The organism is Rhodobacter sp. SGA-6-6, from assembly GCF_011043545.1.
Lineage (GTDB): Bacteria > Pseudomonadota > Alphaproteobacteria > Rhodobacterales > Rhodobacteraceae > Pseudogemmobacter.
On sequence record NZ_JAAKGP010000003.1, the window covers coordinates 140,978 to 153,045 of the forward strand.

Sequence of the window (12,068 nt, forward strand, 5' to 3'; positions counted from 1 at the left end):
AATGCCCCCATCAGGCGACAGAAGACACAAGAGGCTCCGCTGGCCACAACGACAGGGCTTGCCGCGGCAGCGGCGCAATTGCCTCACCGGGCGTTCAGCAGCTCCAGCGCCCGGGCGTGCAGCGCCGGGCAGGAGGCGGCGAGGACCTGGCCGCCATGGTGCACCGGCCCGCCGGACCAATCGGTGACGATGCCGCCGGCGGCCTCGATCACCGCGATGGGGGCCTGCACGTCATAGGCCTGCAGCCCGGCCTCGATCACCAGGTCGATCTGGCCCGCGGCCAGCAGCGCATAGGCGTAGCAGTCCATGCCGTAGCGGACCAGCCGCGCCTGCCCGGCGACGCGGGCGAAGGCGGCGCCTTCCTGCGCCGTGCCGACCTCGGGAAAGGTGGTGAACAGGATCGCCTCGGACAGGGTGCGCGGCGGCCGCACGGCCAGCGCGGCGCGGCCCATCGGGCCGTTGACCTCGGCCCGGCCGAGGCCGCCCTCGAAGCGTTCGCGGATATAGGGCTGGTCGATGATGCCGAAGAGCGGGCCTTCGACATCCGAGACCGCGACCAGCACGCCCCAGGTCGGCGTGCCCGACAGGTAGCCTCGGGTGCCGTCGATCGGGTCCAGCACCCAGGTCAGGCCCGATGTGCCGGGCTTCGGCCCGAATTCCTCGCCCAGGATGGCGTCCTGCGGCCGGCGGGCGGCGAGGATGGCGCGCATCCGCTCCTCGCTCAGCCGGTCGGCCACGGTGACGGGGTCGAAGCGGTGGGTCTCCTTGGTCTCGGCCGACAGTCCGGCCCGGCGGAAATGCTGCAGCGTCGCCTCGCGCGCCGCATCGGCCAGCGCATGGGCCGTCGCCACCAGTTCCGCCGCCTCTTCCCCGGAAACCCGCATCGCATCCCCCTGAAACCCGATGCCCCGGCGTAGTCAGCGCCGGGGCGGGGGTCAAGCGGCGATCGGGCGCTGATCGGGCGGCGGTCAGGCCGCTTCGGACAGGACGCGCGCCAGATCGAACAGCCGGCGGCGCTGCGCCTCGGGAATGGCGTAATAGGAGCGGACGAGGTCCAGCGCCTCCTTGTCGGCGAGGATGTCGCCATGGCCGGTGGCAGCGGCCGGCTCGTCCCCGGACAGGCCCTCGAAGAAGAAGGCGATCTGCACACCGAGCGCATCGGCGATGTCCCAGAGCCGCGAGGCGCTGACCCGGTTCATCCCGGTTTCGTATTTCTGGATCTGCTGGAACTTGATGCCCACCTTGTCGGCAAGCTGTTGCTGGGTCATTCCCACCATCCAGCGGCGATGGCGGATACGCTTGCCCACATGGGCGTCAACCGGGTGCTTCATTCTTTACTCCGTAAGGCGCCTTCCCGGCGCGGGGTCCCCACCTTCAGATAAGCATAAATCGTGCCAAAATCCGCATTTTCTGAAAAGAATCGGAGATGAAGCAAATGCCTGTCAAAACCTGTCCATTTGGACAGTGGCAATTCCACGTGTGTATAACAACTTGCGGCCGGTCTGTGGACAACACTCTGGCGCGCCAAGGGCCTTCGGGACTCGCCTTCCGCGGGTTTTCCGTTGTGCAGTTTCATTATGCACATATGATTGCGAAATGCAATGAAGCTGGCCTCTGGCTCCGGCTGCGGCCGCAGGCTAGCCTGCCGGCACCGCAAGAGGGAGAGCGAGATGAAGGCCTGGCTTGTCGAGACCCTGGGTCAGCCGCCCCGGCTGGCCGAGTTGCCGCGTCCGGTGCCGGGGCCGGGCGAGGTGCTGCTGCGGGTCGCCGCGGCGGGGCTGAACTTCGCCGACCTGCTGATGGCCGAGGGAAAATACCAGGACCGGCCGGGTCTGCCCTTCATCCCCGGCATGGAACTGGCGGGGGTGGTGGAGGATGCGGGACCCGGTGCTGCCTTCGCCCCCGGCGCGCGGGTGGCGGCGCATGTCCGCTGCGGCGCCTTCGCCGAATGGGCGGTGGTGCCGGCCGACCGGCTGCTGGCGCTGCCCGAGGCGATGCCCTTCGACCATGCCGCCGGGTTCCAGATCGCCTATGGCACCTCGCATCTGGCGCTGGCCGGCAAGGCCGGGCTGCGGCCGGGCGAGACGCTGTTCGTCACCGGCGCGGCCGGGGGCGTCGGGCTGACGGCGGTGGAGATCGGGCATTTGCTAGGTGCGCGGGTCATCACCCAGGTCCGCGGGGCGGAGAAGGCGGCGCTGGCCCGGGCGGCCGGGGCGGAGGAGGTGATCGACGCCGGCCACCCCGACCTGAAGGCGGCGCTGCGCGATCTGGGCGGGGTGGATGTGGTCTACGACACCGTGGGCGGCCCGGGCTTCGAGGCGAGCTTGCGCGCCACCCGGCCGGGCGGGCGGATGCTGGTCATCGGCTTCGCCGGCGGCGAGGTGCCGAAGGTGCCGCTGAACCAACTGCTGGTGCGCAACGTCAGCGTGATCGGCTTCTGGTGGGGCGGCTACCTGTCCTTTGCGCCGCAGGAGCTGACCGGCTCGCTGGAGGTGCTGCTGCGCTGGTATGCCGAGGGGAAGCTGCGCCCGCATGTCTCTGCCGCGCTGCCCTTCGACCGCCTGCCCGAGGGGCTGGAGGCGATCCGCAGCCGCAAGGCGACGGGGAAGATCGTGCTGACGGTGGGGGAGGGATCGGCGGGGTGAACCCTGCCGATCTGCTGCTTCCTTGACGAAGGCGCGTGCCTTCGTCACATCGCGCCGCTGCAACCTGGACCGGCCGGGTGCCCAAAGCACCCGGCCAGCGCCCGCCCGCCCCTCGGCGGGCGCTTCTCGCCCGCCCGGGCAGGCGCTGGCCTCTGTGGTCTCGTGCTGCCACCGTCTCCGGGTGCAACCGCCGTGCACGGGCGGGGCGAGGCAATGCCTCGCCTTGTCCCGCCCGATCCGACGGCAGCGCCGCCTAGCTTCCCCGCTTCCGTCCGCCCACCCAGACCTCGCGGATGGCGCGGTCGTCGCCCATCATGATGGTCGGGAAGATCTGCTGCCAGATGTCCCCGGCCCGCCGCGTCGCCTGTTCGATGGCGGGAGTGGAGGCGAGGTCGACCACCACCAGGTCGGCCTCCATCCCCGCGGCGATGTTGCCGATCTGGTGGTCGGCGTGCAGCGCCCGGGCCGAGCCCTGGGTCGCCAGCCACCACAGCTGCGACGGGTGCAGCGCCTGGCCGCGCAGCTGGCCGATCTCGTAGGCCGCGGCCATGGTGTGCAGCATCGAAAAGGACGACCCGCCGCCGGTGTCGGTCGCCAGCCCGACCCGCAGCTGGCGGGCCAGTCCCATGTCGAACAGGCCCGAGCCGATGAAGGTGTTCGAGGTCGGGCAATGGATCAGGCTGGCCCCGGCCTCGATCAGCCGCGCCTTCTCGCGCTCGGTCAGGTGGATGGCGTGGCCGTAGAGCGCGCCTTCCCGCAACAGCCCCTGCGCCTCGTAGGTGTCGAGATAGTCGCGGGACTGCGGGAATAGCTCCTTCACCCAGGCGATCTCGTCGGTCTGCTCCGACAGATGGGTCTGCATCAGGCAGTCGGGATGTTCCTTCCACAGCTGGCCGAGCGCCGCCAGCTGCTCGGGCGTCGAGGTGGGCGAGAAGCGGGGGGTGATCACATAGGACAGCCGGTCCACCCCGTGCCACTTCCGCAGCAGCGCCTTGCTGTCGTCATAGGCCGACTGCACCGTGTCGCGCAGCCCTTCGGGAGCGTTCCTGTCCATGCAGGTCTTGCCGGCGTAGAGCCGCTGGCCGCGGGCCTGCGCAGCCTCGAAGATGGCATCCACCGAGGCAGGGTGGATCGTCGCATAGCTGCAGACGGTGGTGGTGCCATGCGCCAGGGTCAGGTCGAGGTAGCGGCCCGCCACCTCCGCCGCATAGGCGGGATCGGCGAAGCGCATCTCCTCGGGGAAGGTGTAGCCGTTCAGCCAGTCGATCAGCCGCTTGCCCCAGGAGGCGATGATCGCGGTCTGCGGATAGTGCACATGGGCATCGACGAAACCCGCCGAGATCAGCGCGCGCCCATGGTCGTGCCGGGTCGCCTGCGGATGGGCGGCTTTCAGCGCCGCGGCCTCGCCCACCGCGGCGATGCGGCCGCCCTCCACCAGCACCGCGCCCTCGGCGATGTGGCGGGCGGCCGCCGGCCCCTCGGCGAAGGGATCGGCGGCGAAGGACAGCACCTGCCCCAGAAGAAGATCGGCCATGACACCTCCCATGACACCTGCCTGTGTCGGAACCCGGACAGAATAGGACCTCGCGCGCGAAAGGGAATCTGCGGCTTGCCCCTGTTTCCCTGAAACTGCTTCCGGTAAGGTCGGGGCAATCGGGACAGGGGGCGGGATGGCGGAAGACCGGGCAGAACGCGACGAGGAGGCGGAGGCCGCCGACCGGCTGGACTCCGTCCTCGCCGCCGTGGAGGCGGGCGACGCCGGGGCGCTGTCGGCGCTGCTGGAGCCGCTGCATGCCGCCGACATCGCCGATATCCTGGAACAGATCGGCCCCTCGGAACGGCAGGCGCTGCTGGCCTTGTGGCATGGCGGCATCGACGGCGAGATCCTGTCCGAGATCGACGAATCGATCCGCGAGGAGGTGATCGAATCCCTGCCCGAAGAGGTGGTGGCCGAGGCGGTTCGCGAACTCGACACCGACGACGTGGTCGACATCCTCGAAGACCTGGAGGCCCCGGCGCAGGAACGCATCCTCGACGCGCTGGAGGATGCCGACCGGCTGGCGGTGGAACAGGCGCTGTCCTACCCCGAGCACTCCGCCGGCCGCCTGATGCAGCGCGAGGTGGTGGTGGCCCCGGAACACTGGACCGTGGGCGAGGCCATCGACTGGCTGCGCGGCGCCGAGGTGCTGCCGGACCAGTTCTACCACGTCATCCTGACCGACCCGCGGATGAAGCCCACCGGCTATGTCACCCTGGGGCGGGTGCTGTCGGCAGCCCGGGCGACCCCGCTGCGCGAGATCAGCGAAGAAAGCTTCCGCACCGTCCGGGCGACCGAGGAAGAGGCCGACGTCGCCTATATCTTCAACCAGTATCACCTGATCTCCTGCCCGGTGGTGGATGCCGACGGGCGGCTGGTCGGCGTCATCACCATCGACGACGCCATGAACGTGCTGGACGAGGAGCACGAGGAGGACATGCTGCGGATGGCCGGCGTCGGCGGCGAAAGCTCGGTCTCGGACGGAGTGTGGGAGACGATCAAGGGCCGCATCCCCTGGCTGTTCGTCAACCTGGTCACCGCCAATATCTCGGCGCTGGTGATCGGCCAGTTCGCCGGCACCATCGGCCAGATCGTCATCCTTGCCGCGCTGATGCCGATCATCGCCTCGATGGGCGGGATCGCCGGGACGCAAAGCCTGACCATCGCGGTGCGGGCGCTGGCGACGCGCGACCTGACGGTGTCGAACGCCATGCGCGTGGTGCGGCGCGAGGCGGCGGTCGGGGTGATCAACGGGCTCAGCTTCGCGCTGGTGATGGGGCTGGCGGGGTGGCTGGCGCTCGGGATGCCGATGCTGGGCGTGGTGCTGGCGCTGGCGATGATCATCAACCTCTGTGTCGCGGCGCTGGCCGGCATCCTGGTGCCGCTGGCGATGGAGCGGCTGGGGTTCGACCCGGCGCTGGCCTCGGGGACCTTCGTGATGACGGTGACGGATGTGGTCGGATTTTTCGCCTTTCTGGGGCTGGCGACGGTGATGCTGCTATGACGGATGTGAAGGCGCTGGCGCGCAAGGCGGCCTTTGCCGCGCGGAAGGAGGCCCATGCCTGCGGGCAGGGGCAGGCGGCGGAGATCCTGGCGGACTACCTGGCGGCGCAGGCGGGGGCGGTGCTGTCGGGCTACATGCCGATGCGCAGCGAGATCGACCCCTTGCCCGCCATGGCCGCGCATCGCGGCGTGGTCGGCGTGCCGGTGATCCCGGGGCCGGCGATGCCGCTGAAGTTCCGCGAATGGAGCCCGGGCTGCGTGCTGGTGGCGGGCGAGTTCGGCGCGCCGATCCCGGCCGAGGGCGCCTGGGTGGAGCCGGCGGTGCTGATCGTGCCGATGCTGGCCTTCGATGCCCGCGGCTACCGGCTGGGCTACGGCGGCGGCTTCTACGACCGCACGCTGGAACTGCTGCGGGCGAAGCGCCCGACCCTGGCCGTGGGCTTCGCCTATGCCGCGCAGGAGGTGGACGAGGTGCCGATCGACGCCTTCGACCAGCAGCTCGACGCGGTGGTGACCGAAGAAGGGGTGCGGGAGTTCGGCTGATGCGGCTGGCGGCCCTCCTGGCGCTTCTCTCCGCCGCCGCTGCCCCGGCCCGGGCAGGCTGTTTCGCCGAGGACGGGATGCCGGTGCGGGCGGTCTACGACGACGGCTCGGCGCTGGAGTATCTGGACCGCGAGGGCGAGGTGCTGACATACCGCTCGGGGGAGGTGGTGTCGCGGATGCAGGCCGGGCTCTGGCCGCTGGAGCATCGGGGCGAGGGTTACCTGAAGCAATACCAATGGGACACGCCGCTGCCGGATCTGGCGGAGGTGATCGCGGCCGGAGGCAAGGCCCGGGCCGAAGGGCGGGTGACCGAGACCAAGAAGGCGGCGCTGCCGGTGGCGGTCGAGATCGAGGTGATCGGGACAAGGACGGTGGACTGGGAGGATTGCCGCTACGAGGCGGTGGAATTCCGCAAGACCATGCACAGGGAGGGCCGGAAGATGTCCGAGGGCGTGATGCTCTACGCCCCCGCGGCGATGATCGCCTTCCGCACCGAGTCGGTGGAGCTGGCGACCGGCAAGACCTGGTCCTACGCGCTGGAGGCGCTGGAATAGCCGGCGCCCTTCAGACCCGCTTCGCGACCGCCCCGCCTTTTCCGCCGGGCTGACCCGCGGCCAGCCATTTCCGCATCGTCCGCGGCGACACCCGGAAGCGGGCGGCGACGGCGTTCAGATCCTCGCCGCGCTGGCAGACGGAAATCCGCGCCGACAGGATGTCCTTGGCCGACAGCGCCGGCGGCCGGCCGAGATGCCGGCCCTTGTCCCGCGCCGCGCTCATGCCGGCCCGCGTCCTTTCGCTGATCAGGTTGCGCTCGAACTCCGCCAGCGCGGCCATCATGTGGAAGACCAGCCGCCCGCCCGGGCTGGTGGTGTCGCCGCCTCGGTCAGCGACATGAAGTCGATGCCGCGATGGCCCAGGTCCTCCACCACCTGGACAAGGTTCACCAGCGACCGGCCCAGCCGGTCCAGCCGCCAGACGACGAGGGTATCGCCGTTGCGCAGCGCCCGCAGGGCCGCGGTCAGGCCGGGGCGGACCATCGACTGGCCGGAGAGGCCTAGGTCGGTGAAGATCCTGTCGCATTGGGCCCTTTGCAGGGCCGCCGTCTGCAGATCGAGCTTCTGATCCTCGGTCGATACTCGGGCGTAGCCAATTCTCATGGGTCGTTCCTGCCATCTCTTGCCAATCCTGCGGCCGAACGCTTGCCCGAGCCGGGGCCGCAGCGGCCCTTGCCAGCGGCGGCGGAGGGACGGGACTGCCTTGACAACAAGGGTTCCCTTGTTGCGGTCGTCATTCCGGTGCGGATTCAACTTAAGGTAGCCCCGTTTTGCTGTTAGTTACGGCGCCGGTCGCGCTTCGAGCCACTATGGCAACAAGGGAACCCATAGTGACGGACGTGATGTCGCGGGGGGCGGCGCCATCGCCCTGCTTGTCGCCGGCATCGCGCTCACCTGCGGCGGGATCGCGGCCTTTCTGCTGGGGGCGGTGCCCGCGGGTGTCCTGGCGGGGTGGGCACTGCTCCTCTGCGTAAGCCTTCTGGTCATCGTCGGGCTCGCCCGCAGGTCTCCGCACAGGGACGCGCGGGACAGGGCCTGGATCGGTGCGCCGGTGGACGGGGCGCTGGCCGACCGCCTTTTCCGCGAGGCGGCGGGCCGGCCGGGCATCGGTCCTCCGCAGAAATCCGTGCTTGTCGTCAGCGCCTCTGCCGAGGAGGCCCGGAAACTGCAGGAAGGGTTGCAGGAGCTGCAACGGCACGCGATCACCCTCGCCGACACGCTGACGGCCATAGACTGGATCGTCGAGAACGAGGATTTCTTCGAGGCGATCATCCTGGACGTGCCCGGCCTCGGGCTCGGCCCCTGCCGGGCGTTCTGCCGCGACCTGCAGGACCTCGGCCTGCCGATCCCGGTGGTCCTGGCCTCCTCCTTCCCGACCCACGGGCTGCGGGCCGCCTTTGCGGATTTCGGGCCGGTCCTCCTGATCGCGGTTTCCGGAGGAAAGATGCGGCTCAGGATCGAACTGGCCGGGATGTTCCAGGAGATCGAGTTGCGCGGGATGGGGCAGGGCGGTTCCTCCGGCGAGGACCGGCCGCCCCCCGGCAAAGGTTGGACGCCAAGGGTCATCCACGGCGGGGGCGAAAGCGGCGGATGACGGAATTATTCACCCGCAAGGCCTCCGTGTCGGGGTAATGCTGGGCAGGGCGGGCCGATCCGCCCCGACCAGGAGTTGCCGATGATCCGCCCCTTCGCCCTTGCCCTCTGCCTCACCTCGCCCGCCTTGGCCGACTGCCTGCCGGAGGGCGCGCTGCCCGCGAAACTGACCTACGATTCCGGCGCCGTGGTCGAGGTGCTGGGGCGGGAGGGCGAGGCGCTGCGCTATCGCCAGACCATCGTCGAGACCGGCAAGCAGGTGGAGATGACGGTCCATGCCGGCATCTTCACCGTCAGCGCCCTGCGCGACGGCGAGGGCGCGGTGTTCGACTGGACCACCGGCCTGCCGGCGCTGGCGGAGCTGGTGCCGGGGGCGACGTTCCACGAGGAGGCGATGCTGACCACGCCGGGCTTCCTGCCGCCGCGGCCCTTCACCACCGACCTGGAGATCCTGGGGATGGAAGAGATCGAAGTGGCGGGCTGCAAGGTGCAGGCGCTGAAGATGGTGGTCAGGAACCGCGAGGCCGGCAAGGACCTGGGCGAGATCACCAAATGGCTGCACCTGCCTTCGTTGCTGACCCTGCGCAGCGAGGTGCGCGAAGGCGAGGCGATGCGGGCGCAGGAAGTGGTGGCGATGGAGTAGGGCGGGGCTTCGCCCTCGGCGCTTCGCTGCGGTGCGGCCGGGCGGGACAAGGCGAGGCACTGCCTCGCCCCCGCCCGTGCGCGACGCATCAGCCGGAAACTTGTCAGCACGAGACCTCGGGAGGCCAGCGCCCGACCCGGCGGGCGAGAAGCGCCCGCCGGGGGCGGGGCGGGCGCTGGCCGGGCCTTTGGGGCCCGGCCGGTCCAGTTGAAACGGTGCGCTGTGGCGAAGGCGATGGCCTTCGCCAGGGTCGGGCAAGGCCCGTTCCGGCCTCAGTGCGCAATCGCCTCCTGCCGGACGAACATGTTGCCCCAGGCGCGGTCGATCAGCTCGGGGGTCATCTGGTAGGGGATGCCCTCGAATTCGCAGACCGAGATCATCTGGTCGATCAGGAAGACCGGCATGTAGTTGGCGTAATTGTTGCCGATGGTCGGGAACTTGACCTTCAGGAGATACATCAGCGCCTTCTCGTCCAGCGGCATCTTCTTCTTCTTCGCCACCATGGCGAAGATCTTGAGGAAATTCTGCTGGTCCGGCCCGTCGATCTTGATCTTGAAGAAGATCCGCCGCAGCGCCGCGCCGTCGAAGATCTCGTTGGGGTGGAAGTTGGTCGAGAAGATCACCAGCGTGTCGAAGGGCACGGTGAACTTCTCGCCCGATTGAAGGGCGAGGATGTCGCGGCTTTCCTCCAGGGGCACGATCCAGCGGTTGACGATCTTCTGCGGCGGCTCGGCCTGGCGGCCGAGGTCGTCGATGATGAAGATGCCCCCGGTCGCCTTCAACTGCAAAGGCGCCTGGTAGGTCCGCGCGGTGGGGTTGTAGGCGAGGTCCAGCATGTCCAGCGACAGTTCGCCCCCGGTGATCACCGAAGGCCGCTCGCAATAGACATAGCGCTGGTCGAAGCGGTTCGAGGTGCGGCGCAGGCTGTTCGGATCGTCCACCACGGTTTCCGCGGCAGAATGCACGATCGGGTCGTAGACCGAGATCACCTGGCCGGAATATTCGATGGCGCGGGGGACGTAGACCTTGTCGCCCAAGGCGGCGCGGATGCCGTGCGAGATCGAGGACTTGCCGTTGCCCGGCGGGCCATACATCAGGATCGACCGGCCCGAGGTCACCGCCGGGCCGAGGTTGCCGATCAGGTCGGGCGGCAGGATCAGGTGGCCCATGCCGCTGAGCAGCTGGTCGCGCGTCAGCTTGATGTTGCGCACCGACTGGCGCTTGATCTGCTCGCGATACTGGTCCAGCGGCACCGGCACCGCGCCGTAGTATTCCGACTGCGACAGCGCATCCAGCGCCCGGGCCTTGCCGCCGTCGGTCAGCTGGTAGCCCATCTCGTTGCCGGAGGTGGCGTGCAGCGTCCCGGTCGCCTCGATCATCCGCTGGCCGCGGGCCATGTCGACCAGGTCCTGGGTCAGCGGCACCGGCAGCGAGATTGCCCGCGCGATCTCGGACACCAGCGACAGGTTGGTGCGGAACATCGTCTTCAGCAGGATGTCGCGCATCATCACCGTGTTGATGCCGACATCGGCCAGGGTGCGCGGAGAGGGCGGCGGCTGCACGCCCGATTGCACGCCCTGCGCCGCCGGATTGACCTGCACGTTCATCGACTGCCCCTCTTGTCTGCTCCGCCGCGGGCGGACTGCTCCGAAGCGGGTCTAGCCGGAAAAGGTGTCAGCCTTGGGGCAGGAAGGCGGCAAGAAGATAGAGAACCGCCATCGCGGCCAGCGCCAGGCCCATCGGGAACTTGTTGTGGGTCCAGCTTTTCCACTCCGGCGTCAGGTTCCGCACGGCGGGAACGGCGCGCAGGGCGCGGTGGACGACGAAGGCGCCGATGGAGCAGACGGCATAGAGCGCGGCGATGAACATCGGATCGCCGGCGGTGAAGAGGCCCGACATCGCGGCGGCGAATTTCGCGTCGCCCGCGCCGAAAAGACCCGCGGCATTGCCGACGAAGCCCGCCACCAGCACCACGGCCATGATGGCGAAGCCCATCAGCCACAGCTGCCAGGGGAACACCAGCCAGCCCAGAAGCGGCCAGAGCGCGGCCATCGCCAGCACCGCCTTGTTGGGGATCTTCATCCGCGCCATGTCGCTCCAGGCGACCCAGAGCGCGATGGGCAGGACGAAGGGCAGGAAGACCAGGGCCTCGCGGACCGGCGGGTAGGTGAAATCCATGGGGAAGCCCTAGGTGCGGACGTTGGCGTCGAGCGCGGCAAGGCTGCGGGTGGCGGCCTCGAAATGCTGCGGATGGGTGTCGATGGCCTGCTGCAACAGGCCCTTGCCGACCGAGACGTCGCCCTGCTTGATCGCGGCCAGGGCCATCGTATACAGCAGCTCCGCCCGTTCGGTCTGGGTCATGTCGACCACCGGCAGATCATACTTGCGCTGCGCCGCGCGGGCCAGCACCAGGTTGTTCTTGGCGGTGAAGACGGTGGGGTCGTATTTCAGCGCCTCGACGAACAGCTTCTCGGCCCCGGCATTGTCGCCGCGGGTCAGCTTGGAGAAGCCCCAGTTGTTCAGCACCCCCGCCGGTTTCGCGGTCAGCCCGGCGGCGATCTCGTAGAAGCTGTCGGCCTTGGCCCAGTTCTTCTCGCTGTCGGCGACCATCGCCTCCAGCCGGTAGCGGTCGTAGGTCTCGTGCGTGGGCGGGATCGAGTTCAGCACCTGCTTGGCCTTGTCCCACTGGTTGGCGCGGATATGGGCGTCAGCCAGCATCACCCGGTCGTCCATCGTGCCCTCGGCCGAGGTGGTGATCTTCTCCCAGACCTGCGCCGCTTCGGTCGGCTTGCCGGCGCGGGCCAGCGACTTGGCCAGGCCGCGCATCAGATCCACCCGCCCCGGGTCCTTCTGCAGGGCGCCGCGGAAATAGGCCACCGCCTCGTTCGGGTCGCCGACCGTCAGCATGATGTCGTTGAGGTTGGATTCGTCGATGACGTTCACGTCTTTCAGCGCGCGCTGGACCTGGGCGTCGGAGCCGCCGCCGTTGCACCCCGCCAGAAGCGCGGTGCTGCCCAGGCACAGCGCGAAGAAAACCGTGTGGCGCATTT

At 69.1% G+C, this 12,068-nt stretch carries 12 protein-coding genes and 1 pseudogene; 6 read left to right on the forward strand and 7 right to left on the reverse strand.

Going from position 1 to position 12,068, the window contains the following annotated elements; translation table 11 throughout:
- Positions 1 to 83 precede the first annotated feature (83 nt).
- Positions 84 to 884, reverse strand: a complete 801-nt coding sequence (locus tag G5B31_RS07125; protein ID WP_165015280.1) for an inositol monophosphatase family protein — start codon at positions 882 to 884, stop codon at positions 84 to 86.
- A gap of 84 nt (positions 885 to 968) precedes the next feature.
- Positions 969 to 1,331: a helix-turn-helix domain-containing protein gene (locus G5B31_RS07130; protein WP_165015283.1), complete on the reverse strand. Its 363-nt coding sequence runs from the start codon at positions 1,329 to 1,331 to the stop codon at positions 969 to 971.
- A gap of 339 nt (positions 1,332 to 1,670) precedes the next feature.
- On the opposite strand from G5B31_RS07130, the gene G5B31_RS07135 reads away from it, so the two are divergent.
- Positions 1,671 to 2,645: an NADPH:quinone oxidoreductase family protein gene (locus G5B31_RS07135; protein WP_165015285.1), complete on the forward strand. Its 975-nt coding sequence runs from the start codon at positions 1,671 to 1,673 to the stop codon at positions 2,643 to 2,645.
- Positions 2,646 to 2,898: 253 nt separating this feature from the next.
- On the opposite strand, the gene guaD is transcribed toward G5B31_RS07135, so the two are convergent.
- Positions 2,899 to 4,179, reverse strand: a complete 1,281-nt coding sequence (gene guaD, locus G5B31_RS07140) for a guanine deaminase (RefSeq protein ID WP_165015287.1) — start codon at positions 4,177 to 4,179, stop codon at positions 2,899 to 2,901.
- 136 nt (positions 4,180 to 4,315) lie between these two features.
- Between guaD and mgtE the strand changes: the two genes are divergently transcribed.
- From mgtE to G5B31_RS07155, 3 genes are read left to right on the forward strand one after another with little or no spacing between them, the layout of a single operon-like run.
- Positions 4,316 to 5,686, forward strand: coding sequence for a magnesium transporter (gene mgtE, locus G5B31_RS07145; protein WP_165015290.1), 1,371 nt, complete (start codon positions 4,316 to 4,318; stop codon positions 5,684 to 5,686).
- Positions 5,683 to 6,228 (forward strand): 5-formyltetrahydrofolate cyclo-ligase, encoded by a 546-nt coding sequence (locus G5B31_RS07150; RefSeq protein WP_165015293.1) that lies wholly within the window; start codon positions 5,683 to 5,685, stop codon positions 6,226 to 6,228. Before mgtE ends, G5B31_RS07150 begins: the two co-directional genes overlap by 4 nt.
- Positions 6,228 to 6,782 (forward strand): hypothetical protein, encoded by a 555-nt coding sequence (locus tag G5B31_RS07155; protein ID WP_165015296.1) that lies wholly within the window; start codon positions 6,228 to 6,230, stop codon positions 6,780 to 6,782. Before G5B31_RS07150 ends, G5B31_RS07155 begins: the two co-directional genes overlap by 1 nt.
- Positions 6,783 to 6,792: 10 nt before the next feature.
- Here G5B31_RS07155 and G5B31_RS07160 read toward each other — a convergent pair.
- A pseudogene (locus G5B31_RS07160) lies at positions 6,793 to 7,385 on the reverse strand (recombinase family protein).
- A 448-nt stretch (positions 7,386 to 7,833) separates the two neighbouring features.
- On the opposite strand from G5B31_RS07160, the gene G5B31_RS07165 reads away from it, so the two are divergent.
- Positions 7,834 to 8,376 carry a hypothetical protein gene (locus tag G5B31_RS07165; protein WP_205911840.1) on the forward strand — a complete coding sequence of 181 codons (543 nt, stop codon included), beginning with the start codon at positions 7,834 to 7,836 and terminating at the stop codon, positions 8,374 to 8,376.
- An 81-nt stretch (positions 8,377 to 8,457) separates the two neighbouring features.
- The gene (locus G5B31_RS07170; RefSeq protein ID WP_165015302.1) at positions 8,458 to 9,018 is read left to right on the forward strand and encodes a hypothetical protein; all 561 of its coding nucleotides are present in this window, start codon (positions 8,458 to 8,460) and stop codon (positions 9,016 to 9,018) included.
- 272 nt (positions 9,019 to 9,290) lie between these two features.
- Here G5B31_RS07170 and G5B31_RS07175 read toward each other — a convergent pair whose 3' ends face one another.
- The 3 genes from G5B31_RS07175 to G5B31_RS07185 all read right to left on the reverse strand — a co-directional run bounded on the left by G5B31_RS07175 (position 9,291) and on the right by G5B31_RS07185 (position 12,066).
- Positions 9,291 to 10,625, reverse strand: a complete 1,335-nt coding sequence (locus G5B31_RS07175; protein WP_165015305.1) for an ATPase — start codon at positions 10,623 to 10,625, stop codon at positions 9,291 to 9,293.
- 67 nt (positions 10,626 to 10,692) lie between these two features.
- Positions 10,693 to 11,196, reverse strand: a complete 504-nt coding sequence (locus G5B31_RS07180; RefSeq protein ID WP_165015309.1) for a prepilin peptidase — start codon at positions 11,194 to 11,196, stop codon at positions 10,693 to 10,695.
- A 9-nt stretch (positions 11,197 to 11,205) separates the two neighbouring features.
- The gene (locus G5B31_RS07185) at positions 11,206 to 12,066 is read right to left on the reverse strand and encodes a lipopolysaccharide assembly protein LapB (protein WP_165015311.1); all 861 of its coding nucleotides are present in this window, start codon (positions 12,064 to 12,066) and stop codon (positions 11,206 to 11,208) included.
- Between the last annotated feature and the right edge of the window lie 2 nt (positions 12,067 to 12,068).

Coding starts and splice junctions, on each gene's coding strand:
- G5B31_RS07125 (WP_165015280.1), bottom strand. CDS start 884: ATGCGGGTTTCCGGGGAAGAGGCGGCGGAACTGGTGGCGACGGCCCAT.
- G5B31_RS07130 (WP_165015283.1), bottom strand. CDS start 1,331: ATGAAGCACCCGGTTGACGCCCATGTGGGCAAGCGTATCCGCCATCGC.
- G5B31_RS07135 (WP_165015285.1), top strand. CDS start 1,671: ATGAAGGCCTGGCTTGTCGAGACCCTGGGTCAGCCGCCCCGGCTGGCC.
- guaD (WP_165015287.1), bottom strand. CDS start 4,179: ATGGCCGATCTTCTTCTGGGGCAGGTGCTGTCCTTCGCCGCCGATCCC.
- mgtE (WP_165015290.1), top strand. CDS start 4,316: ATGGCGGAAGACCGGGCAGAACGCGACGAGGAGGCGGAGGCCGCCGAC.
- G5B31_RS07150 (WP_165015293.1), top strand. CDS start 5,683: ATGACGGATGTGAAGGCGCTGGCGCGCAAGGCGGCCTTTGCCGCGCGG.
- G5B31_RS07155 (WP_165015296.1), top strand. CDS start 6,228: ATGCGGCTGGCGGCCCTCCTGGCGCTTCTCTCCGCCGCCGCTGCCCCG.
- G5B31_RS07170 (WP_165015302.1), top strand. CDS start 8,458: ATGATCCGCCCCTTCGCCCTTGCCCTCTGCCTCACCTCGCCCGCCTTG.
- G5B31_RS07175 (WP_165015305.1), bottom strand. CDS start 10,625: ATGAACGTGCAGGTCAATCCGGCGGCGCAGGGCGTGCAATCGGGCGTG.
- G5B31_RS07180 (WP_165015309.1), bottom strand. CDS start 11,196: ATGGATTTCACCTACCCGCCGGTCCGCGAGGCCCTGGTCTTCCTGCCC.
- G5B31_RS07185 (WP_165015311.1), bottom strand. CDS start 12,066: ATGCGCCACACGGTTTTCTTCGCGCTGTGCCTGGGCAGCACCGCGCTT.